The sequence below is a fragment of the Streptomyces sp. NPDC006739 genome, assembly GCF_042869815.1.
Classification (GTDB): domain Bacteria; phylum Actinomycetota; class Actinomycetes; order Streptomycetales; family Streptomycetaceae; genus Streptomyces.
Genome location: NZ_JBIAGM010000005.1, coordinates 194,401 through 216,977, shown reverse-complemented (window position 1 = coordinate 216,977; position 22,577 = coordinate 194,401). Strand labels below are relative to the sequence as shown.

Genomic DNA, 22,577 nt, shown 5'->3' with positions numbered 1-22,577 from the left:
GCCCGGTACTTCACGTCGCGTCGCTACGTCGACCTGCGACGCCAGGGCACGGCCACCTGTCGCCGGCCGGTCTGAGGCGGGTTCCCCGGCGCGCCTCGGCCTCCGAGACGTGTCGGCCCCGTTCCCGAGGACGGTCTTCCATGCCCCGTACCGCGGCACCCCTTCTCGCCTCCCCCGTTCCCCGCGCCGCCGACAGCGACCGGCGCCGCACCAGTGCCAGCGTGGTGCTGCGGTCCGTGCTGGAGCACGGGCCGGTGGCGCGCAGCACCATCGCCCGGCTGACCGGTCTGTCCCCGGCGTCGGTGACGGACCACTGTGCCCGGCTGGCCCGTCTGGGCCTGATCCGGGAGTCCGACGGGCCCCGCCGGTCGAACGGGGTGGGACGCCCGCATGTGCCGGTCGACCTGGACGACTCCCGGTTCGTGGTGGGCGCCGTGCACGTGGCCGTGCCGTACACCACGGTCGCGCTGCTCGATCTGCGCGGCCGGGTCGTCGCCCGGCGCGAGACGAAGCACCTGCGGACCGATCCGGGGTGGGTGCTGGCGCGGGCCGCCGAGGAGTTGGACGCGCTGCTCGGCCGGGCCCCGGGCGCCCGGCCGCTCGGGGTCGGCGTGGCGGCCGGGGGCTGGGTGGACCGGGACTCCGGGACCGTCGTCGAACACGCGCTGCTGGGCTGGCGGGACGTGCCGGTGCGGGAGGTGCTCGGCGCGCGCACCGGGCTGCCCGTCCATGTCGACGGCCACGCGCGGGCCTTGGCCAACGGCGAGCGGCTGTTCGGGCGGGCCCGGGGCAGCGGGAGCATGCTGCACCTGTTCGTCGGCAACGTCGTCGACGCGGCCTTCGCCACCCGCGACGAGGTGCACCACGGCCCCCGCTCCCAGGCGGGCGCGATCGCCCACCTGCCGGTGCCGGGCGGCACCGAGCCCTGCGACTGCGGGCGCACCGGCTGCCTGCAGGCCGAGCTGAGCGAGCGGACGCTGTGCCGGCGGGCCCGGCGGGCCGGGATCGTCGACGGGACGAATCCGATGCACGTGGTGGGCGCGGCGGCGGCCGGGGACGCGACGGCGCGGCGGCTGCTGGTGGAGCGGGCGACGATGACCGGGCGGGCGGCGCGGCTGCTGCTGGACGTGCTCAACCCGGAGACCGTCGTGGTGACCGAGGTCGGGATCATCCATCGCGAGGACTGCCTGGCGGCACTGCGGGAAGCCGTCGGACCGGACCGCGCGGCACATGTCTTCCCGACCGGTTTTCCGGATTCCGTGCTGGCGGTGGCGGGCGGTTCGGTGGTGCTGGACGTGTTGTACCGGGATCCGCTGGCGCTGTCGGCCGACGTTCTTTAATTCAGAAACTCGGAATGTTGACAGGGGCCTCTCATGGCCGGGAACATCCTGGTCATGACCTGTCGCACCCTTTGTTGCTGACGTGTTGACGCGCCGTGAAGCGCGTATCTCAGCTGTGTGAAATTCCCTTCAGGGCCGTCCGCCGCCCGGAATTCCGCAGCCATTCCCCCTTGCTTTCGCATGTTTTCGCACGACAACTCAGGGAGCACTCCCATGTCTTCTCCGCCCGTTTCCGGGTTCGACCGCCGCCTCTTTCTCACCTCCCTGCTCGGCGCCACCGCCGCGGCGGCCGGCCTGAGCGGTTGCGCGGGCGCCGGCGCGGCCGCCGACACCAAGGGCGCCGCCACCGCCCCGCTCGCCGACAAGGTCCCCTCCGGGACCAGCCTGAAGATCGCGTCGTATCTGAACACCCAGCAGCTCCAGTTCAGGCTGGCGAAGCTGCCCGCGCTGCCGTTCACGGTGTCCAGCTGGGTGAACATCGGAGCCGGCCCGGACGTCATCAACGCCTTCCGCGCGAAGTCCCTGGACCTCGGCAACAACGCGGGCATCCCGCCGATACAGGCGCACTACCAGGGCTTCGACGCGAAGATCGTGGCGATCGACATCACCCGCAAGCCGAACTACCTGTTCGCCACCAAGCCCGGCAGCGACATCCGGACGGTCGGGGACTTCAAGGGCAAGAAGCTCGCCTTCTCCCAGGGACAGGCCCAGGGGGTCGTACTCCTGCGGGCACTGAAGAAGGCCGGGCTCAAGTACGACGACGTGACGCTCGTCCCGCTGACCAGCAACCAGTTCTTCACCGCTCTGCAGTCCGGGCAGGTGGACGTGGCCCCGCTCGCCAACAGCCAGGCACCGGCGTACCTGAAGCAGTACGGGCCCAAGGGCGCGCACGCCGTCACCACGGACGTGGTCGACCTGCTCAACCTTCTCTGGGCGCCGCAGTCGGTGCTGAACGACCCCGCGAAGGCCGCCGCGATCGCCGCCTACATCCCGCAGTGGGCGCGGGGGCAGGTGTGGGCGTACGAGAACCCGGACGTGTGGAACGAGGAGTTCTACGTCAAGACCCAGAACCTGACCCCCGCCCAGGCCCGGTCGATCACCGCGCTCGCCAACAAGCCGCTCTTCCCGCCCAGTTGGGACGAGGCGGTCAAGTGGGAGCAGGAGACCGCCGATCTGCTCGCGGAGGGCGGCTTCGTGAAGAAGTTCGACGTGTCCTCCCTCTTCGACCACCGCTTCGAGGGCATCGCCGCCAAGGCCGTCGCCGCGGAGTACCGGAAATGACGGCCGCCGTGACCACCACCGTGCGCACGACCCCCGTGGCCGGCGAGGACGAGGCCCACCGGGTCCGCGGGCGCCGCCGTCTCACCCCCGGCCGGCGGCTGCCCGCCGCCCGGCTGGCCGGCCCCGCGCTGCTGCTCGTCCTGTGGGCCACCGCCTCCGCCGCCGGACAGCTCGACCCGGGGGCCGTCCCGGCGCCCTGGACGGTGCTGCGGACGGCCGGCCACCTGTGGAGCGCGGGCACCCTGCCCACCGACATCCTGACCTCCGTCGAGCGGGCCGCGTACGGCTTCGCCATCGGCCTGACCGCGGGCGTCGTCCTCGCGCTGGCATCCGGGCTCAGCCGGGTCGGCGAGGCACTGATCGACGGGACGGTGCAGCTCAACCGGGCGATCCCGACGCTCGGCCTGATCCCGCTGTTCATCCTCTGGCTGGGCATCGGCGAGTCCTTCAAGATCGCGATCATCGCCATCGTCGTCTACGTCCCGATCTACCTGAACACCCATGCCGCGCTGTCCGGCATCGACAGCCGCTTCGTCGAACTCGCCGAGGTGCAGGGGCTCACCCGCTTCCAGTTCGTCCGCCAGATCGTCATCCCCGGCGCCCTGCCCGGATTCTTCGTGGGACTCCGGCTCGGGGTGACCGGCTCCTGGCTGGGTCTGGTCGTCCTGGAGCAGATCAACGCCACCAGCGGACTCGGCTACATGATGTTCCAGGCCCAGAACTACGGCCAGTCCGACGTCATCCTCGTGGGCCTGCTCGTCTACGGCGTCTTCGGCCTGGTCTCCGACAGCGCGGTCCGTCTCGTCGAACGGAGGGTGCTGTCATGGCGCCGCACACTGAGCAGCTGACCCGGCCGGCCGTCCGGCTGCGGGGTCTGACCCGGTCCTTCGAGGGCCGTACGGTCCTCGACGGCATCGACCTCGACCTGCCGGCCGGACAGTTCACGGCGCTGCTCGGGCACAGCGGCTCGGGCAAGTCGACCCTGCTGCGGGCGGTCGCGGGCCTCGACCACGGCGTGTCCGGCGGCGGGCGGCTGACCGCGCCGGAGCGGGTGTCGGTGGTGTTCCAGGACTCACGGCTGCTGCCGTGGCGCCGGGTGCTGGACAACGTGACTCTCGGCCTGGACGGCAAGGACGCCGCCGAACGCGGCCGGGCCGCCCTCGCCGAGGTGGGTCTCGCGGGCCGGGAGAGGGCCTGGCCGAACGAGCTGTCCGGTGGCGAGGCCCAGCGTGCCGCGCTCGCCCGCTCACTCGTCCGCGAGCCCGAACTGCTGCTGGCCGACGAACCGTTCGGCGCCCTGGACGCCCTCACCCGGATCAGGATGCACGCCCTGCTGCGGGAGCTGTGGAAGGCGCACCGGCCCTCCGTACTGCTCGTCACCCACGACGTGGACGAGGCGATCGTGCTCGCCGACCGCGTCCTCGTCCTCGACCACGGCCGGATCGGCCTCGACCTGACCATCGACCACCCCCACCCGCGCTCCTACCGCGAGCCGGTGCTGGGCGAGTACCGCGAGCGGCTCCTCGCCGCCCTCGGTGTCACGGAGGATCACGCATGACCCGCCGGCTCCACCTCAACGCCTTCCTGATGAGCACCGGCCACCACGAGGCCTCCTGGCGGCTCCCGGAGAGCGACCCGCACGCCCACGTCGAGCTGAGCCACTACGTGCGGCTCGCCCGGACCGCCGAACGCGGCACCTTCGACTCCCTCTTCCTCGCCGACAGCCCCCAGCTGTGGGGCAGCCTCGGCCAGCGGCCGGCCGGCGCCCTGGAGCCGCTCACGCTGCTGACCGCGCTGGCCACGGCCACCGAGCACATCGGCCTGATCGCCACCGCCTCCACCTCCTACAACTCCCCCTACAACCTGGCCCGCAGGTTCGCCTCGCTGGACATCATCAGCGGCGGCCGGGCGGGCTGGAACATCGTCACCACCGCCGGTGCCGAGGCCGCCCGCAACTTCGGCCTGGACGCCGAACCCGCCCACGCCGAGCGGTACGCCCGCGCCGCCGAGTTCCTCGACGTGGCGCTCAAGCTCTGGGACAGCTGGGAGGACGACGCCATCGTCGCCGACAAGGCGGCCGGCGTCTGGGGCGACGACACCCGGATCCACCCGCCCCGGCACACCGGCACGTACTTCAGCGTCCAGGGCGCCCTCAACGTGCCCCGCTCCCCGCAGGGTTACCCCCTGCTGGTGCAGGCCGGCTCCTCGGACGACGGCAAGGCCTTCGCCGCCCGCTACGCGGAGGCGGTGTTCACCGCGCAGCAGACCCTCGGGGACGCGCAGGCCTTCTACGCCGACCTCAAGTCCCTCACCAGGGCGGCGGGCCGCGACCCCGACCACATCAAGGTGCTGCCCGGCATCGTCCCGGTGCTCGGCTCCACCGAGGCCGAGGCCCGCGCGGGCGAACGGCTCCTGGAGGACCACATCGTGTACGAGCACGGCGTGGCCCAGCTGGAGAAGCTGCTGCACCTGGAGTCCGGCGCCCTGGAGCTGGACGCCGGGCTCCCGGCGGACCTGCCGTCCGAGGACGCCATCGAGGGCGCCAAGAGCCGCTACACGCTGGTCGTGGAGCTGGCCCGGCGCGAACGGCTGACCGTACGGCAGCTGATCGGACGGCTCGGCGGCGGGCGCGGGCACCTGACCTTCGCCGGTACGCCCGAGCAGGTCGCCGACCAGATCGAGACGTGGTTCACGCAGGGCGCCGCCGACGGTTTCAACATCATGCCGCCCGTGCTGCCCTCCGGTCTGGAGGCCTTCGTCGACCACGTCGTGCCGATCCTGCGGGCCAGAGGGCTGCTGCGCACCGAGTACGGCCCCCGGCAGACCCTGCGCGAGCGCTACGGCCTCCCCCGTCCCGCCAACCAGTACCTCGCCCCCGAAACCCCGACCGCCCCGGCCGCCCCCGCCGCCCCCGTGTTCGCCTGAAAGGAACCCCTCATGTCCCTCGACATCCGCAAGGTCACCGCCACCATCGGCGCCCAGGTCCTGGGCGCCGACCTCTCCCGCCCGCTCGCCCCGGAGGAGGTCGCGGCGATCCGCGAAGCCCTCGACGTCCACAAGGCGCTGGTCTTCGACGACGTCGACCTGGACGACGAGGGCCAGCAGGCCTTCGCCCGCCACTTCGGCGACCTGACCACCGCCCACCCCACGGTCGGTGCGGTCGACGGCGCCCCCAACGTGCTGCCCGTGGACAGCGAGCGGGGCCGCGCCAACCACTGGCACACCGACGTCACCTTCGTCCTCAACCCCCCGCAGGCCAGCACCCTGCGCAGCATCACCGTCCCGCCGTACGGCGGCGAGACCCTGATCGCCAGCTCGGCCGCCGCCTACCGCGACCTGCCCGAGCCGCTGCGCCGGCTGGCCGACACCCTGTGGGCCGAGCACACCAACGACTACGACTACGCCGTACCGGACGAGGAGATCGACGCGGAGCGGGCCGCGCAGCGCGCCCGGTTCACGTCCATCAAGTACCGCACCGTCCACCCGGTGGTCCGCGTGCACCCGCTGACCGGTGAGCGGGGCCTGTTCATCGGCGGCTTCGCGCAGCGGATCGTGGGCCTGTCGGCGGGCGAGTCCCGCAAGATCCTCGACCTGCTCCAGGCGTACGTCACCCGCCCGGAGAACGTGCTGCGCTGGCGCTGGTCGCCCAACCAGCTCGTCCTGTTCGACAACCGCATCACCCAGCACTACGCCATCGACAACTACGACGGGCAGCCGCGCCGTCTGCACCGGGTGACCGTCGCCGGTGACGTCCCGGTCGGCGTCGACGGCAAGGAGAGCTACTCGATCGAGGGCGACGCCTCGCACTACACGCCGGTGGCCACGCCCGACCCCGCGCCGGTGGCCGCGTAACCGTCCGGCTACGGCGCGCGAGCCGCGCGTCCGGATACTGGGCAGCTCCTCCCCGGGACGGGAGGGGCTGTCCAGACTGTGGGCGTTTTGCCCATCCCACGTACCGGACGAGCCGCGCCCATGCCCCACAGCACTGTCGAGACGCCCCCGCAGCAGCGGGACGGCGCCTCCCTCTCCCACGGCCTCAAGCAGCGCCACCTGTCGATGATCGCCCTCGGCGGGGTGATCGGCGCGGGCCTGTTCGTCGGCTCCGGCGCCGGTATCGCCGCGGCCGGCCCTTCCATCGTCGTCGCCTACGCCCTCTCCGGCCTCCTCGTGATGCTGGTGATGCGGATGCTCGGCGAGATGTCGGCCGCTCACCCGTCCTCGGGTTCCTTCTCCGCGCACGCCGAACGGGCCATCGGCCCCTGGGCGGGCTTCGCGGCGGGCTGGTCGTTCTGGGTGCTGCTGTGCACGGCGGTGGGCCTGGAGGGCATCGGCGCCGCGAAGATCGTCACCGGCTGGCTGCCGGGCACGCCCGAGTGGGCGTGGGTGGCGCTGTTCATGGTGGTCTTCCTCGGCACCAACCTGGCGGCGGTGAAGAACTTCGGCGAGTTCGAGTTCTGGTTCGCGGCCCTGAAGGTCGGCGCGATCTCCCTGTTCCTCGTCCTCGGCGTCCTCGCGATCGCCGGGGTCCTGCCGGGTACGGCCTCCCCCGGCACCGCGAACCTCACCGAGTTCCTCCCGCACGGCGGCAACGGCCTGATCATCGGCCTGCTCGCCTCCGTCTTCGCCTACGGCGGCCTGGAGACGGTCACCATCGCGGCGGCCGAGTCCGAGGACCCGGTCCGGGGCGTGGCGAGCGCCGTGCGTACGGCGATGTTCCGCATCGCGCTCTTCTACGTCGGCTCGATGGCGGTCATCGTCACCCTGGTCCCGTGGGACTCGAAGGACGTCGTCGAGAAGGGCCCGTACGTCGCCGCCCTCGACCACCTCGGCATCCCCGGCGCCGGCCGCCTCATGAACGTCGTCGTCCTGGTGGCGCTGCTGTCCGCGATGAACGCGAACATCTACGGCTCCTCGCGGATCGCCCACTCCCTGGTCGAGCGCGGCCAGGGCCCGCGGTTCCTGGCGAAGGTCTCCGGCGGGGTTCCCCGTCTCGCCGTCCTGACCTCCTGCGTCTTCGGCTTCCTGTGCGTGCTGTTGAGCTACTGGCGCCCCGACGACGTCTTCCCCTGGCTGCTGAACATGATCGGCGCGGTCATCCTGGTCGTCTGGATCTTCATCGCCGTCTCCCAGCTGCTGCTGCGCCGCCGCGTCGAGCGCGAGGCCCCGCAGAGGCTGGTCGTGCGGATGTGGGCGTTCCCGTTCCTCACCTGGGTGGCCCTGGCCGGCATGGCGACGATCTTCGTCCTGATGGCCCGGCAGCCGGACACCCGGGTGCAGCTGTACTCGACGGGCGGCATGACGCTGTTCCTGGCGGCGGTGGGGTACGGCAGGCAACGGCTGCGCGCGCGGAAGGGCTGATCAGGAGGCGGCCTCCGGCTCCCCGGGCGGGGGAAACGGAGGCGGGCCCGGCGCCGGGCCGGGCCCGTCGGCCGTTCTACAGGTTGCTGAAGTCCGGGCCCTTGGTACGGGTCCGCTTGATCTCGTAGAAGCCCGGTACGGAGGCGACCGCCAGGGTGCCGTCCCACAGGCGGGCCGCCTCCTCGCCCTTGGGGGCGGGGGTGACGACCGGGCCGAAGAAGGCGATCTGCTCGCCGTCGGGGCCCGGGACCGCGATGACCGGGGTGCCGACCTCCTGGCCGACCTTCTCGATGCCCTCCTTGTGGGAGGCGCGCAGCTCGGCGTCGAACTCGAAGTCGTCCTGGTCGGCGTAGTCGATCAGGTCGGCGGGCAGGCCGACGTCCGCGAGCGCCCCGGCGATGGCCTCGACGGTCGGGCCCTCGCCGTTGTTGTGGATGCGGGTGCCGAGCGCGGTGTAGAGGGGGCCGAGGATGTCGGCGCCGTGCTTCTGCCAGGCGGCGGTGACCACCTTCACCGGCTTCCACGCCTTGGTCGCGAGCATCTCGCGGTACTCCTCGGGCAGCTGGTCGAGCTTGTCCTCGTTGAGCACGGCCAGGCTCATGATGTGCCAGCGGATGTCGATGTCCCGGACCTTCTCCACTTCCAGCACCCACCGGGAGGTCATCCAGGCCCAGGGGCACAGCGGGTCGAACCAGAAGTCGACGGGGGTCCTGCCGGAGGCGGTGGTGGTCTCGGACATGGTTCTCCTAGGGAAGCGGTCTTTCCCAGCGGCAACATCCCGCCCCCGCCTCTCATTCCCTGCTGCCCGGTGTCAGGGGCACATGGCAGGATCGGTCCTGATCAGCCGTAACCGACGCCCCTGAGGGAGTGCCGCCCGTGCCCGGTGAGAATCTGTCCCGCGACGAGGCCCGGGAGCGGGCCGCCCTGCTGTCCGTCGACGGGTACGAGGTGTCCCTGGACCTGCGGTCCGCGGTCGGTGAGGGCAACGGCGAGCCGCGCACCTTCCGCTCGGTGACCACGGTCCGCTTCCGGTGCGCCGAGCCCGGCGCCTCCTCCTTCGCGGACCTGATCGCCCCGGCGGTGACCTCCGTGTCCCTCAACGGCAAGGACCTCGACCCCGGCGCGGTCTTCGACGGCGCCCGGATCTCGCTGGAGGACCTGGCCGCCGAGAACGAACTGGTGGTCGACGCCCGGTGCGCCTACTCCCGCACCGGCGAGGGCCTGCACCGCTTCGTCGACCCGGAGGACGGCGAGGTCTACCTGTACACCCAGTACGAGCCGGCCGACTCCCGGCGGGTCTTCGCCAACTTCGAGCAGCCGGATCTGAAGGCCCCCTTCCGCTTCGAGGTGCGGGCACCGGAGGGCTGGACGGTGTGGAGCAACGGGGCCGGTGAACTCACGGACGGCGTCTGGAGGTTCGCGGAGACGAAGCCGATCTCGACGTACATCACCTGTGTCGTCGCGGGCCCCTACCACCATGTGACGGACTCCTACTCCCGCGTGCTGCCCGACGGCACGACGCTGGAGATCCCGCTGGGCGCCCTGTGCCGCAAAGGACTGGCCCCCCACTTCGACTCCGACGACGTCTTCCTCGTCACCAAGCAGGGCCTGGACTTCTTCCACGACCACTTCGACTACCCGTACCCGTTCGGGAAGTACGACCAGGCGTTCGTGCCCGAGTACAACCTGGGGGCGATGGAGAACCCGGGGCTGGTGACCTTCCGCGAGGAGTACATCTTCCGCGGGAAGGTGACGCAGGCGTCCTACGAGAGCCGGGCCAACGTCGTCCTGCACGAGATGGCGCACATGTGGTTCGGCGACCTGGTCACCATGGAGTGGTGGGACGACCTGTGGCTCAAGGAGTCGTTCGCGGACTTCATGGGCTCCTTCGCGAACGTCGGCGCGACCCGCTTCTCCAACGCCTGGATCACCTTCGCCAACCGCCGCAAGGCCTGGGCGTACCGCGCGGACCAGCTGCCGTCCACGCACCCGGTCACGGCGGACATCCGTGACCTCCAGGACGCCAAGCTGAACTTCGACGGCATCACCTACGCCAAGGGCGCCTCCGTGCTGAAGCAGCTGGTGGCGTACGTCGGCCAGGACGCGTTCCTGGAGGCGGCCCGCCGCTACTTCAAGCGCAACGCGTACGGCAACACGCGCCTCGGCGACCTGCTGTCGGTGCTGGCGGAGACCAGCGGCCGGGACCTGGCGGCCTGGGCCCGCTCCTGGCTCCAGACGGCCGGCGTCAACTCGCTGACCCCGCAGGTGCTGCTCGACGCCGAGGGCAGGGTCGAGGAACTGGCGGTGCTGCAGGAGGCGCCGGAGTCGCACCCCGAGCTGCGCCCGCACCGGGTGGCGGTGGGCCTGTACCGCCGTACGCCGGAGGGCGCGGTGGAGCGGTACGCGCGGGTGGAGACGGACGTGGAGGGTGCCCGGACGGTGGTGCCGGAGCTGGCGGGGTCCGCCGCCCCCGATCTCGTCCTGGTCAACGACGACGACCTGACGTACTGCAAGATCCGCTTCGACGAGACCTCGCTGGCGACGCTGCGGGATCACCTGGGCTCGGTGACCGACCCGCTGGCCCGGGCGCTGGCCTGGTCGGCGCTGTGGAACCTGACCCGGGACGCGCTGCTGCCGGCCCGCGAGTTCGTGGACGTCGTGCTGCGCTTCGCGGGCCGCGAGTCGGAGATCGGCGTACTCCAGATGCTGCACGCGTGGGCGAACTCGGCGCTGACGCACTACGTGGCGCCCGAGTGGCGGGCGACCGGCGAGCGGCTCCTCGCGGAGGGCGCCCTGAGCGAGCTGCGGCAGGCCGCGCCGGGCAGCGAGCACCAGCTGGCCTGGGCGCGCTTCTTCGCCTCGGTGGCCTCGGCCGAGGACGACCTGGCGCTGCTGCGGGGCCTGCTGGACGGCACGGCCGGGATCGACGGCCTGGAGGTGGACCAGGAGCTGCGCTGGGCGTTCCTGGAGCCGCTGGCGGCGCACGGGGCCGCCGACGAGTCGGTCCTGGCGGCCGAACTGGCCCGGGACGACACCGCCTCCGGCAAGCGCCACCAGGTCCGCTGTCTGGCCGCCCGGCCCTCGGCGGCGGTGAAGGCGCAGGCGTGGGCGCAGGTGGTCGAGTCCGACGCGCTGTCCAACGCCCTGGTGGAGGCCACGATCGGGGGCTTCGCGCAACCGGGCCAGCGGGAACTGACGGCGCCGTACGCGGAGTTGTACTTCGCGGCGATCGAGCGGGTGTGGCGGGAGCGGTCGATCCAGATCGGGATGGACGTCGTCCAGGGCCTGTTCCCCTCCTTGCAGGACCGGCCCGGGACGCTGGAGGCGGCGGACGCGTGGCTCGCGGCGCACCAGGACGCGGCACCGGCGCTGCGGCGGCTGGTGCTGGAGGCGCGGGACGACCTGGCGCGGGCGTTGCGGGGGCAGGCGTGCGATGCCGGAGTGGCTTTGGCCTGAGGTCGGGGGGCGGGTGACCGTTACGGAATTCAGGCAATAGCAGCCGTAACCCCTGGCCGCACCCGAACGGACCAGGGGTTTTCCGTCCCTACTCGGCATCCGAACACTCGTCCTTTAGTGCCACCTTGTCCGTATTTGTCGACGAGCGTGTAACAGCGGTTAGGAGGCGGAGGGATGGTGGGAATCGCTGGGTCATGACGCACAACACCCCGCTCTCCCCCCGCCCCCTCCGCCACCTCGCCGAAGTCCACCGCCGTGTCCTGACGACGGCCCAGCTCCGCTCGCACGGCGTCTCGACCGCCGAACTGAACGACCAGTGCCGTCCCGGCGGCCCCTGGCAGCAGACCCTGCCCGGCGTGTTCCTGCTCCACCCCGGCCCCCCGACCGGCGAGGAGCTCCTGCACGCGGCGCTGCTGTACGCGGCACGGGAGTCGGCGCCGGGCGTACCGGCGCAGCCGACGGTCGACGACCCGCACCGCCCGGTCTACGCGGAGGCGATGATCACGGGCCTGGCGGCCCTGACCCTCCACGGCTTCTCGTCCGCACCGCCCCTGCTCTCCCTGGAGCGCATCGACGTCCTGGTCCCCCGCCTGCGCCGGCTGCGTTCGACGGGCTACGTCCACGTCGTCCGCACCCCCTCCCTCCCCGCGCCCCGCCCGGTGGCGGGCCTGCCGGTGGCACCGGTGCCGAGGGCCCTGGCCGACGCGGTGACCGAACTGACGGACGCCGGGGCGGTACGGCGGCTGCTGACCGAGGCGGTGCGCGGCCTGCACTGCGAACCGGCCGCGGTGGTCCGTGAGTTGACCGCGGCCAAGCTGCTGTCCCGCCCGCACGTGGTGGACGCGGTGGACTCCCTGCTGGCCGAGGGCCGCGCGATCGCGGAGGACCGCCTGTACCGGATGGTGAGCGAGTACGGCCTGCCCGACCCGGTCTGGAACGTCGACCTGCGTCTGCCCGGCGGCCCCCAGCTCGGCGGCGTGGACGCGTACTGGCCGGACCACGCGGTGGCCGTCGAACTGGACACCCGCGCCCCCCGCCAGGACGAGGACGCGATGTGGTCGGAGTACGCCCGCAAGCGGGAACACCTGGAGCGGCTGGGCATCACGGTCGTCCACATCACCCCGAAGAAGCTCAGGGAGTCCCTCGAACAACAGGCCGCGGTGGTCCGCACGGCCTTGATGGCCTCGACGGACCGCGACCCCGCCGCGTACGTCGTGGTCCTGCCCCGCTAGTGGGGAAGCGGACAGGCCGCAGGAGGGGAGAGGAGGGGCCGCCGGGATTCCCGGCGGCCCCTCCTCGTGCTCGTGCACCGGGCCTAGGCGAGGCTCGCGTGACCTGCCGTGTGCCGGGCGTGCACCCCGTCGAGCAGGGCGGCGTACGCCGCGATCATGCGCGTACGGCTGAAGCGCTCCCGGCTGCGCAGCAGGGCCGGGGTGAGGTCCGCCCGGTTCGCGACCGCCGTCGACCAGGCGGCGGCGATCGCGTCGGGGCAGAACGGCGTGACCGCCCCGTGCCCCGACACCAGCGCCGCGCTGTCACCGACGTCCGTGGTCACCGGGACGGCGCCGCACATCATGCCCTCGATCAGACAGAGCGGTGCCGCCTCCCCGGAGGCGGAGGTCAGGGAGACCACGTCGGCGGCGGCGTAGACCGTCTCCATGTCGTGCCGTACGCCGAGCAGGTGCACCCGGCCGTCCGGCGGCGACCCGGCGCCGAACGCCTCCGCCAGGTCCGCCCGCAGCGCCCCGTTCTCCGCCGTCATCCCCGCCCCGCACATCAGCACGTGGCCGTCGCTCCGGCCGGCCAGCCAGGACCGGGCCGCGCGCAGGAACAGCGGGACGTTCTTCATCTCGGCGTAGCGGGCCGCGAAGACGACCACCGGCGCGGCGGCGGGGATGCCCCGCTCGGCGCGGAAGGCCAGCCGGGCCGCCGGGTCCGGGCGGAAGCGCAGCAGGTCCACCCCGTTGGGTATGACGTGCAGCAGCTCGCCCGGTACGCCGGCCGCCCGGTACGCCTGGCGGGTCGACTCCGCGCAGCACACGCACGCCACCACCGTGCCGTCGGCGATGGCCGCCTTCAGCTCGTCCAGGGCGGCTCCCTGGTTCTCCGGGTCGGAGCGGTGCAGGCAGACCACGACCGGGCGGCGTGGCAGGCCCGCCTGGTTCAGCAGGCCGAGCGGCTGTTCCTTCAGGGAGAGGATCACGTCCGCCGCCGCCATCGCCCTGGCGGTTTCGGCCAGCTCCGGGCCGCTGAAAACAGCCGGCCTGGCGGCCGGGACCGAGGCGCCCGAGGCCCTGCCCAGCGACCTCACGCCCACGCCGCCGCCGGTGAGCGCGCGGTAGCAGGCGTCGTCCTCCATGCGCTGCCGGGTGGCCTCGCGATGGACCTCGTCATGGATGCTGAGCACCTGGTGGGACTGGCCGCCCTCGGCCAGTCCCCGTACGACGTCGCTGTGCACGATCCGGGCTCCTCCGGTGAAGAAGCCCTCGTAGACCGACAGCACCCGCAGTCCGCGCCCTGAGCGCACACGACCACCCGCCTTGCATATGAATCGAGCCATCCCCGTGAACAGCGGGTTAGCCGATATGAGGCGGTACGGACATTGCGTACGCGTTAACGGGGAACGACGGGCGTGAAACGTCGGCTAACAGAATTCCTTTTCGATCACCGCGCCCATGTCGCCCGCCCAGTCGCCGTTGGAATTCAGGGCGAGGGAATGGCTGCCGTCGTCCGTCGTCACCGCCGAGGAGGCGGAGCCGTGGATGCCCCCGTCATGGCCCCAGACATGAACGCCGCAGGTCAGGGTGGTTTCCATGAGGCCGAGGCCGTAGCCGGCGTTCGGGCCCGTGTCGCTCTTCACCGTGGTCTTCATTTCCTTCAGCTGCTCGGGCGGAAGGAGCCTTCCGCGCAGCAGCGCGCTGTAGAAGCGGTCCAGATCAGCGGAATTCGAGATCATTTCACCGGCCGAGGAGGCGATGGACGGGTTGAGGTCCGTGACGTCGTAGGTCGGCCCGGTCGTCGCCTGGAGGGCGAGCTTGGAATAGGCGCGGCTGCTCGGGTGCGGGACCGTGACCCGGGTGCCGGGCAGGGAGGTGGCCCCCAGGTGCAGCGGCCCGATGATGCGCCGCTCGATCTCGGTGGCGTACGAGTGACCGGTGACGGCCCTGATCACCATGCCGGCCAGGACGAAGTTGGTGTTGGAGTAGTTCCAGGACGTGCCCGGCGCGAAGTCCGGCTTGTGCTTCATCGCGATCGCCACCAGGTCGTGCGGGGTGAGCGTGTCGTAGCGGTGCGCGAAGAAGCCGTCCTTGGTGAAGTACGCGCGGCCGAAGCCGGCGTCCGCGGTGTAGCTGAAGATGCCGCTGGTGTGGTTGAGGAGTTGGCGGACGGTGATGTGCCGGCCGTCGTTGCCATGGCCCTGGACGACTCCGGGCAGCCATGTGTCGACCTTGTCGTCCAGGGAGAGCCGGCCCTCCGCCTCCAGTTGGAGCAGGACGGTGGAGACGAAGGACTTGGTGATGCTGCCGACGCGGTAGCGGTCGGCCGGCGAGCGCGGGGCTCGGGTGCGGATGTCCCCCACGCCCGCGGTCGTGGACCAGGTGCCGTACGCGTCCCGCACGGTGGCGGTCACCCCGGGCACGCCGGCCCTGACGGCCGCCTCGACGGCCTGGCGGGTGCCCGGGTGGCCGGTGCCGCCCCCGGTGGGAGCGGCGGCCAGGGCCGGTGCCGCGAGGGTCACGCACAGCGCCATGGCCGCCATGGCTGCCGTCGCTCCCGCCCGTGTCGTACGTACGGACATGTCTTCCCCCAACTCTGCTGGTCAGCTCGGTCGCGGGGAGGGACTACCCGGAGGCGGGCGAAGGTTGACCGCCGCTAGGCCGGTTGAGTGACTTTCAGCCCTTCCTCAGCACCGGCTCCGTGTCTGGATCGCCGCCGGCCCGTTCACGGCATCCTTCCGGCCGCCGGTCGTTCGCGCCACAGCCGCAGGGCCACGTCGACCAGGCGCACCCGGTTCAGGGCGGACACCGCGTCCAGGTCCTGCCATGCGGCGAAGTCGGTGGAGCCGCCGACCTCGTGGCGCAGTTCGCCGCCGGTGACCCGGCCCTCGTAGACGAGCCGTACACCGTGCTGCTCGACCGGAGCGCGCAGGCCCCGGCGGGCCAGGACATGGCGGGCGGAGTCCACGCCGAGCAGGCCGGTCACCTCGATGCGGTAGCCGGTCTCCTCGGCCAGCTCCCGCCGCACGGTGTCGTAGGGATCCTCGCCGTGCTCCATGCCGCCGCCGGGCAGGACCCACTCGGGCACACCGCCGGGGCCCGGCGAGCGGGCCAGCAGGACCTGTCCGTCACGAACGCACACCGCGTAGGCCGCGACCCTCAACTTCCTTCTCATGTCCAGAAGTTAACGGCTCGGCCCACCGGACGGGCAGGGCGTGCGGCGGGCGTCGGGCAGCGCGTCGACGATCCAGGCCCGCTGGGCGGCCACCTGGGCGTCTCCCACGGCCCAGGTGCCCGCGAGGCCGGTGTCCCGCCCGACGCTGACGAGCGCGTGCTGTCCCGGGCGCGGGCGCGGTCCCGCGTCGGCGCCGAGGAGGAAGGCGACCCGCGAGGGGCCGTGCGCGGGCCGGTAGGAGCGGGTGACGGTGAGCACCACCCGGGTGCGGGACGTGCCGCTCTGCGGCTCCACCCGGGCCACGGTGCCCTCGACGACCAGCGTGGAGCAGGCCAGGTACAGCGCCGGATCCGGCGGCGGGCCCGCCTGCTCCGCCCCCTGGCCGGCGGCCCGCGCGTCGCCCTTGGCGGAGGCCTCCCCGCTCATCGACGAATCCCCGGCGGAGTGCGTCACGAGCCACCCGAGCCCGGCGACGACGCAGAGGGCGGCGGTGACGGCGAGCGAGCCGACGGCGGCCCGCAGCACCCGACGGCGCCCCGGACGACGGCGGGCGGGGTGCCCGGCGTGGGCGAAGCGGGGCGGGACGGCGGACGGCTCGCCCCGGCCCCCGACCGGACCCCCGCCGCTCAGCGTCTCCCCGGCCGGACCCCCACCGCTCAGCGTCTCCCCGGTCAGCGCCTCCGCGATCCATGTCATCTGCTCCCGCAGCACCGCCACATCGGCCGCCGCCTGCCGGTGTTCGCGCAGGAAAGCGGCCTCCTCGCTCGGCGGCGGGCCGCCCGTGATCGCGGACATCAGGGCCTCGGCCATGCCGTCGTGGTTCGTGTGGCCGTCGCCGTTGCCGTTGCCGTTGCCGTTGCCGTCGTAGTGGCCGTCGCCGTCGGACGACCGCTCGTGTGGGGCGGACACGTCACACCACCTCGTCCTCGTGCAGGCGGTCCCGCAGGGCGCGGACCGCCGTGTGCAGCCTGCTCTTGACCGTGCCCTCGGGAACGCCCAGTTCCTCGGCGATCGAGCGCACCGGCAGATCGGCGAAGAAGCGCAGCACGACGACCTGCCGCTGGGCGTCGGGCAGGTCGTCCAGGCCCCGGGCGACCGTCAGGGAGAGCAGACTGGTGTCCTCCCCGGAGGGGTGCGCGGGCTCGCGCAGGGACGCCAGCCGTTCCCCCAGCCGCTCCTGACGCCGCTTGGCCCGGTGCCAGTCCATGGCCAGGTTGGAGGCGACCACCGCCGCCCACGCCGACACGTCCCGCGGTGCCTCGCGCCCGCTCGCGGTCCGTTCCAGCAACCGCAGACGGACCTGCTGCACCCCGTCCGGCAGGTCCGCCTGCGGTACTCCGCCGAGCGCGAGCACCGCCCGCACCCGGCGTTCCTGGGCCGCGTCCAGGGGATCACCGTGATCGTCCTCCTGGGCACGGCGGGCCTTTGCGCGCAGCACAAGCCACCCCCTCACCGCGTTTCTCCTACGACGCCGCCGCGCCCGGAAACGTTCGGCCGGATGCCCACGAGTTCCGCCGAGGCGTACGTCACACGTTCGCGCGACGCAGCACAGCTTGCGGTGCCGGGCCCGAGCTGGATGATTTTCTGCAGCTCAGCGGCGGTCCGAGCGGCATTTTCGGAACCGCGGAGCCGGTCGGGGTGTCCCACGGTCCGGGCATGCCGTCCAAAGAATTGGACAGGCTGACCGGGGTCGGACGCATGATGGAAACGCCACAGACGCACAGAAACGCAAAACGCGAGGGAGTCACCGTGAGGGTCGGAATCGTCGGAGCCACCGGTCAGGTCGGCACGGTCATGCGCAGCATCCTCGCGGAGCGCGACTTCCCGGTGACCGAGCTGCGCCTGTTCGCCTCGGCCCGCTCGGCCGGCACGGAGCTGGACGGCGTGACCGTCGAGGACGCGGCGACCGCCGACTACACCGGCCTCGACATCGTGCTGTTCTCCGCCGGCGGCGCCACCTCGAAGGCACTGGCGGAGAAGGTCGCCGCGCAGGGCGCCGTCGTGATCGACAACTCCTCGGCCTGGCGCCGGGACCCCGAGGTCCCGCTGGTGGTCTCCGAGGTGAACCCGCACGCGATCACCGACCGCCCCAAGGGCATCATCGCCAACCCGAACTGCACCACGATGGCCGCGATGCCGGTCCTGAAGGTGCTGCACGCCGAGGCGGGCCTCGAGGCGCTGGTCGTCGCCACCTACCAGGCGGTGTCCGGCTCCGGCCTGGCGGGCGTGGCCGAGCTGCACGGCCAGGCGCAGAAGGTGGTCGCCGACGCCGACAAGCTGACCCATGACGGCGGGGCGGTCGACTTCCCCGAGCCGCAGGTCTACAAGCGCCCGATCGCCTTCAACGTGCTCCCGCTGGCCGGCTCGATCGTCGACGACGGTCTGAACGAGACCGACGAGGAGCAGAAGCTGCGCCACGAGTCCCGCAAGATCCTCGAGATCCCCGGGCTGAAGGTGTCCGGCACCTGCGTGCGCGTCCCGGTCTTCTCCGGCCACTCGCTCCAGGTCAACGCCCGTTTCGCCCGCCCGATCAGCCCGGAGCGCGCGACCGAGCTGCTGGCCGGCGCCCCGGGCGTCGCCCTGTCCGAGATCCCGACGCCGCTCCAGGCGGCCGGCCAGGACCCGTCGTACGTCGGCCGCATCCGCCGTGACGAGACGGTGGACAACGGCCTGGCGCTGTTCGTCTCCAACGACAACCTACGCAAGGGCGCCGCGCTGAACGCGGTGCAGATCGCGGAGCTGGTGGCGGCCGAGCTGTCCGCCAAGGCGCGGTAGAGCGCGACGCGGGAGGTACGGCAGAGGGCGCCCGGCATGATGCCGGGCGCCCTCACCGTCGTACGACCGTCGTGGGACCGGCTACGCGGTGGCCGCCGCCGCGTCCGCGGCCTGCGCCCTCAGCGCGCGCTCGACGCCCGAGCGGGACTCCGAGACCAGGCGGTGCAGCGCGGCGCTCGGCGCGGCCGTGGCCAGCCAGGTGTCCGTCCTGGTCAGCGTCTCCTGCTGGACCTGGATCGACGGGTACAGACCGATCGCGATCTGCTGGGCGATCTCGTGCGAACGGGACTCCCAGATGTCCTTGAGGACCTCGAAGTACGTGTCCGCGTAGGGCGCCAGCAGTTCCCGCTGGTCGGTCTGGACGAAGCCGCCGATGACGGCCTCCTGGACGGCGTTCGGCAGCTTGTCGGAGTCGATGACCGACGCCCACGCCTCCGCCTTGGCCTCCGCCGTCGGCCGGGCCGCCCGCGCGGTCGCCGCGTGCCGCTCGCCGGCGGCCGTCCTGTCCCGCTCGTACTCGCCGGCGATCTCCGCCTCGTCGAACCGGCCGACCGCCGCGAGGCGCTCCACGAACGTCCAGCGCAGGTCGGTGTCGACGGCCAGGCCCTCGATGGTCTGGGTGCCGTCCAGCAGCCCTTCCAGCAGGTCCAGCTGCTCCGGGGTGCGCGCGGTCGCCGCGAACGCCCGCGCCCAGGCCAGCTGGTGGTCGCTGCCCGGCTCGGCCGCCCGCAGGTGGGCCAGCGTGGCGTCGGTCCAGCGGGTGAGCAGGGCCTCGCGGGCGGTCGGGTCGGCGTACAGGTCGACGGCCAGCTTCACCTGGCGGTGCAGCGACTGGACGAGACCGATGTCGGACTCCTTGCCGATGCCCGACAGCACCAGGGACAGGTAGTCGCGGGTGGCCAGCTCGCCGTCCCGGGTCATGTCCCAGGCGGATGCCCAGCACAGGGCGCGGGGCAGGGACTCCTGGAAGTCGCCGAGGTGCTCGGTGACGACCTTCAGGGACTCCTCGTCCAGGCGGACCTTGGCGTACGACAGGTCGTCGTCGTTGAGCAGCACCACCGCCGGGCGGCGCCTGCCCGTCAGCTGCGGTACGGCCGTCAGTTCGCCGTCGACGTCCAGTTCCACGCGCTCACCGCGCACCAGCTTGCCGCTCGCCTCGTCGAGGTCGTACAGGCCGATCGCGATGCGGTGCGGGCGAAGCGTCGGCTCTCCCTTGGCGCCCTCGGGCAGGGCGGGGGCCTCCTGGCGGACGGCGAAGGAGGTGATGACGCCGTCGGCGCCGGTCTCGATCTGCGGGCGGAGGATGTTGATGCCCGCGGTCCGCAGCCATTTCTCCGACCAGTTCTTCAGGTCGCGGCCGGAGGTCTCCTCCAGGGCGCCGAGGAGGTCGGACAGGCGGGTGTTGCCGAAGGCGTGCCGCTTGAAGTAGGCCTGCACACCGCTGAAGAACTCGTCCATGCCGACGTAGGCGACGAGCTGCTTCAGTACGCTCGCGCCCTTGGCGTAGGTGATGCCGTCGAAGTTGACCAGCACATCGTCGAGGTCCCGGATCTCGGCCATGATCGGGTGGGTGGACGGCAGCTGGTCCTGGCGGTAGGCCCAGGTCTTCATGGAGTTGGCGAAGGTGGTCCAGGAGTGCGGCCACCGGGAGTCCGGGGCGTACGCCTGGCAGGCGATCGACGTGTAGGTGGCGAACGACTCGTTCAGCCACAGGTCGTTCCACCACTCCATGGTGACCAGGTCGCCGAACCACATGTGGGCCAGCTCGTGCAGGATGGTCTCGGCGCGCAGCTCGTACGCCGCGTCCGTCACCTTGGACCGGAAGACGTACTGGTCCCGGATGGTGACGGCGCCCGCGTTCTCCATCGCGCCGGCGTTGAACTCCGGCACGAACAGCTGGTCGTACTTCTCGAACGGGTACGCGTAGTCGAACTTCTCCTGGAACCACTCGAAGCCCTGCCGGGTGACCTCGAAGATCGCGTCCGAGTCGAGGAACTCGGCGAGCGAGGGCCGGCAGTAGATGCCCAGCGGCACGCTCTGCCCGTCCTTCTCGTACACGCTGTGCACGGAGTGGTACGGGCCGACGATGAGCGCGGTGATGTACGTCGAGATGCGCGGGGTCGGCTCGAAGACCCAGACGTCGTCCTTGGGTTCGGGCGTCGGGGAGTTCGAGACGACGGTCCAGCCGGTGGGCGCCTTCACCGTGAACTGGAAGGTGGCCTTCAGGTCGGGCTGCTCGAACGACGCGAACACGCGGCGCGCGTCCGGAACCTCGAACTGGGTGTAGAGGTAGGCCTGTTCGTCGACCGGATCGACGAACCGGTGGAGCCCCTCACCGGTGTTCGTGTACGCGCAGTCGGCGACCACGCGGAGGATGTTGCGGCCCTCCAGCAGGCCGGGAAGGGCGATCCGGGAGTCCTTGAACACCTCGGCCGCGTCCAGCGGATCGCCGTTCAGGACGACCTCGTGGACGGTCGGTGCGACCAGGTCGATGAAGGACGAACCACCACCGGCGGCGACGTCGAAGCGCACCGTGGTCACGGACCTGTAGGTACCGCCCTCCTGCGCGCCGGAGAGGTCGAGATCGATCTCGTACGAGTCAACGGTGAGCAGCTCCGCCCGCTGCTGCGCCTCTTCGCGAGTCAGGTTTGTGCCAGGCACGCGGTCATCTCCTCGTTATGTGTGGGTTGCGCCATCCTTCCATGGGACCCGGAGGGAACGCGATGTCCGGATCCCGCCGGTCAGCGGGCCGGCGGCACAGCACGCCGACCCCCTGACGGCCCGCTCCGCACAAGCGCTGTCCCCCAGGGCCCTGAAGGACCTGCGCACCTGCGACGACGCGGGACGGCCGATGGTTCCCGCGGCGGACGGGGAGGGAGGTGCGCCCCCGTGCCCGAGCGCCGCCGCCGCCCGTGCCGCCCGCGCCGCGCCGCGCCCGGCGAGCCGGCCGCCGTCTCCCCTACGCACCGCCGTGCCCCTGGGCGACCGGGGCCGGGGCGGGTGCCGGCCCGGCCGGCCGGTGCGAGGTGCGGCGGGCGTGGCCGGACCCGCCGTCGTGGGGTCCCCGGGCGCGCCCCGCCCGTTGTCCCGCCAGCGTCGCCCCGAACGCCACCGCCATGCCCGCCACCTGTACCGGCGTCAGCGTCTGCCCGAGGGCCGCCCAGCCCACGACCGCGGCGGTCAGCGGGGAGAGCGGGGAGAGGAGGCCCACCTGGGTGGCGGTGAGGCGGCCGATGCCGCGGAACCAGAGCCAGTAGGCGACGGCCGTGTTCGCCAGCGCGAGGTAGAGGTATCCGCCGACGGCCCGGCCGTCGAGCGCGGGCGGGGCGCCCTCGACCAGGAAGGCGACCGGCGCGATGAGCAGGCCGCCCGCGGTGAGCTGCCAGCCGGTCAGCGCCAGCGGGCCGACTCCGTCCGGGCGGCCCCACCGCTTGGTGAGTACGGTGCCGGCGGCCATGGAGGCGGTGGCGGCGAGGGCCGCGAGCACGCCCACGGCGTCGAGTGCCCCGGCGCCCTGGAGGACGACGAGGCTGACCCCGCAGGCGGCCAGCGCCGCGGTGAGCAGGGTGCGCGCGGTCGGGCGCAGGCCCAGCAGCGGCGCGGAGAGACCGACGACGAACAGCGGTCCCACGGAGCCGACGACGGCGGCCAGGCCTCCGGGCAGCCGGTAGGCCGACAGGAACAGCAGCGGGAAGAAGGCGCCGATGTTCAGCGCGCCGAGGACGGCCGACTTCGCCCACCAGGTGCCGCGCGGCGGTGTGCGGGTGACGGCGAGCAGCAGCAGGCCGGCCGGCAGGGCCCGCGCCAGGCTGGTGAACAGGGGGCGGTCGGCCGGGAGGAACTCGGAGGTGACGGTGTAGGTGGTGCCCCAGGAGACGGGGGCCAGGGCGGTGAGGGCGACGAGCGCCGGGCGGGATGCCATGGAAATAGCTTAGCGCCAAGCTACTTAGCAACAAGCAAGTTTTGCCGGAGGAC

18 protein-coding genes are annotated in these 22,577 nt (G+C 72.2%); 10 read left to right on the top strand and 8 right to left on the bottom strand.

All coding sequences use genetic code 11. The annotated features are described in order from the left end of the window. Positions 1 to 140: 140 nt before the first annotated feature. From ACFYMM_RS13390 to ACFYMM_RS13360, 7 genes are all read left to right on the top strand, one after another. A complete protein-coding gene (locus tag ACFYMM_RS13390) occupies positions 141 to 1,340 on the top strand; it encodes an ROK family protein (protein ID WP_388386000.1) in 1,200 nt (399 codons plus the stop codon). Between the two features lie 213 nt (positions 1,341 to 1,553). Beyond that, complete coding sequence (locus tag ACFYMM_RS13385) at positions 1,554 to 2,621, top strand: ABC transporter substrate-binding protein (protein ID WP_388385998.1); 1,068 nt, start codon at positions 1,554 to 1,556, stop codon at positions 2,619 to 2,621. Continuing rightward, a complete protein-coding gene (locus tag ACFYMM_RS13380; protein ID WP_388385996.1) occupies positions 2,618 to 3,469 on the top strand; it encodes an ABC transporter permease in 852 nt (283 codons plus the stop codon). Before ACFYMM_RS13385 ends, ACFYMM_RS13380 begins: the two co-directional genes overlap by 4 nt. Beyond that, positions 3,445 to 4,179: an ABC transporter ATP-binding protein gene (locus ACFYMM_RS13375; RefSeq protein WP_388385994.1), complete on the top strand. Its 735-nt coding sequence runs from the start codon at positions 3,445 to 3,447 to the stop codon at positions 4,177 to 4,179. The genes ACFYMM_RS13380 and ACFYMM_RS13375 overlap by 25 nt, the downstream gene beginning before the upstream one ends. Then, the gene (locus tag ACFYMM_RS13370; RefSeq protein ID WP_388385993.1) at positions 4,176 to 5,546 is read left to right on the top strand and encodes an LLM class flavin-dependent oxidoreductase; all 1,371 of its coding nucleotides are present in this window, start codon (positions 4,176 to 4,178) and stop codon (positions 5,544 to 5,546) included. The genes ACFYMM_RS13375 and ACFYMM_RS13370 overlap by 4 nt, the downstream gene beginning before the upstream one ends. Before the next feature lie 12 nt (positions 5,547 to 5,558). Next, positions 5,559 to 6,473 carry a TauD/TfdA dioxygenase family protein gene (locus ACFYMM_RS13365; protein ID WP_388385991.1) on the top strand — a complete coding sequence of 305 codons (915 nt, stop codon included), beginning with the start codon at positions 5,559 to 5,561 and terminating at the stop codon, positions 6,471 to 6,473. Positions 6,474 to 6,593: 120 nt separating this feature from the next. After that, positions 6,594 to 7,979 (top strand): amino acid permease, encoded by a 1,386-nt coding sequence (locus ACFYMM_RS13360; protein ID WP_388385990.1) that lies wholly within the window; start codon positions 6,594 to 6,596, stop codon positions 7,977 to 7,979. A gap of 76 nt (positions 7,980 to 8,055) precedes the next feature. Here ACFYMM_RS13360 and ACFYMM_RS13355 read toward each other — a convergent pair whose 3' ends face one another. After that, positions 8,056 to 8,718 carry a disulfide bond formation protein DsbA gene (locus tag ACFYMM_RS13355; protein WP_388385989.1) on the bottom strand — a complete coding sequence of 221 codons (663 nt, stop codon included), beginning with the start codon at positions 8,716 to 8,718 and terminating at the stop codon, positions 8,056 to 8,058. A gap of 137 nt (positions 8,719 to 8,855) precedes the next feature. On the opposite strand from ACFYMM_RS13355, the gene pepN (ACFYMM_RS13350) reads away from it, so the two are divergent. Together pepN (ACFYMM_RS13350) and ACFYMM_RS13345 are read left to right on the top strand one after the other, a co-directional pair. Next, positions 8,856 to 11,435, top strand: coding sequence for an aminopeptidase N (gene pepN, locus ACFYMM_RS13350; RefSeq protein WP_388385988.1), 2,580 nt, complete (start codon positions 8,856 to 8,858; stop codon positions 11,433 to 11,435). 194 nt (positions 11,436 to 11,629) lie between these two features. Continuing rightward, entirely contained in the window at positions 11,630 to 12,667 is a 1,038-nt protein-coding gene (locus ACFYMM_RS13345; RefSeq protein ID WP_388385987.1) for a hypothetical protein, read from the top strand. 83 nt (positions 12,668 to 12,750) lie between these two features. On the opposite strand, the gene ACFYMM_RS13340 is transcribed toward ACFYMM_RS13345, so the two are convergent. The 5 genes from ACFYMM_RS13340 to ACFYMM_RS13320 form a co-directional block, all read right to left on the bottom strand. Then, complete coding sequence (locus ACFYMM_RS13340) at positions 12,751 to 13,938, bottom strand: glycosyltransferase (protein ID WP_388386229.1); 1,188 nt, start codon at positions 13,936 to 13,938, stop codon at positions 12,751 to 12,753. A gap of 141 nt (positions 13,939 to 14,079) precedes the next feature. Continuing rightward, the gene (locus ACFYMM_RS13335; RefSeq protein ID WP_388385986.1) at positions 14,080 to 15,234 is read right to left on the bottom strand and encodes a serine hydrolase domain-containing protein; all 1,155 of its coding nucleotides are present in this window, start codon (positions 15,232 to 15,234) and stop codon (positions 14,080 to 14,082) included. Between the two features lie 143 nt (positions 15,235 to 15,377). Then, positions 15,378 to 15,827, bottom strand: coding sequence for an NUDIX hydrolase (locus tag ACFYMM_RS13330; protein ID WP_388385985.1), 450 nt, complete (start codon positions 15,825 to 15,827; stop codon positions 15,378 to 15,380). Between the two features lie 9 nt (positions 15,828 to 15,836). Beyond that, positions 15,837 to 16,736, bottom strand: coding sequence for a hypothetical protein (locus ACFYMM_RS13325; RefSeq protein WP_388385984.1), 900 nt, complete (start codon positions 16,734 to 16,736; stop codon positions 15,837 to 15,839). A gap of 1 nt (position 16,737) precedes the next feature. Next, entirely contained in the window at positions 16,738 to 17,265 is a 528-nt protein-coding gene (locus tag ACFYMM_RS13320; RefSeq protein ID WP_388386228.1) for a sigma-70 family RNA polymerase sigma factor, read from the bottom strand. 311 nt (positions 17,266 to 17,576) lie between these two features. Between ACFYMM_RS13320 and ACFYMM_RS13315 the strand changes: the two genes are divergently transcribed. After that, positions 17,577 to 18,602 carry an aspartate-semialdehyde dehydrogenase gene (locus ACFYMM_RS13315; RefSeq protein WP_388385983.1) on the top strand — a complete coding sequence of 342 codons (1,026 nt, stop codon included), beginning with the start codon at positions 17,577 to 17,579 and terminating at the stop codon, positions 18,600 to 18,602. Between the two features lie 81 nt (positions 18,603 to 18,683). Here the strand turns inward: ACFYMM_RS13315 and pepN (ACFYMM_RS13310) are convergent, their stop codons facing one another. Together pepN (ACFYMM_RS13310) and ACFYMM_RS13305 are read right to left on the bottom strand one after the other, a co-directional pair. Further along, complete coding sequence (gene pepN / locus ACFYMM_RS13310) at positions 18,684 to 21,263, bottom strand: aminopeptidase N (RefSeq protein WP_388385982.1); 2,580 nt, start codon at positions 21,261 to 21,263, stop codon at positions 18,684 to 18,686. A 298-nt stretch (positions 21,264 to 21,561) separates the two neighbouring features. After that, positions 21,562 to 22,524, bottom strand: a complete 963-nt coding sequence (locus tag ACFYMM_RS13305) for an EamA family transporter (protein ID WP_388385981.1) — start codon at positions 22,522 to 22,524, stop codon at positions 21,562 to 21,564. Positions 22,525 to 22,577: the final 53 nt, after the last annotated feature.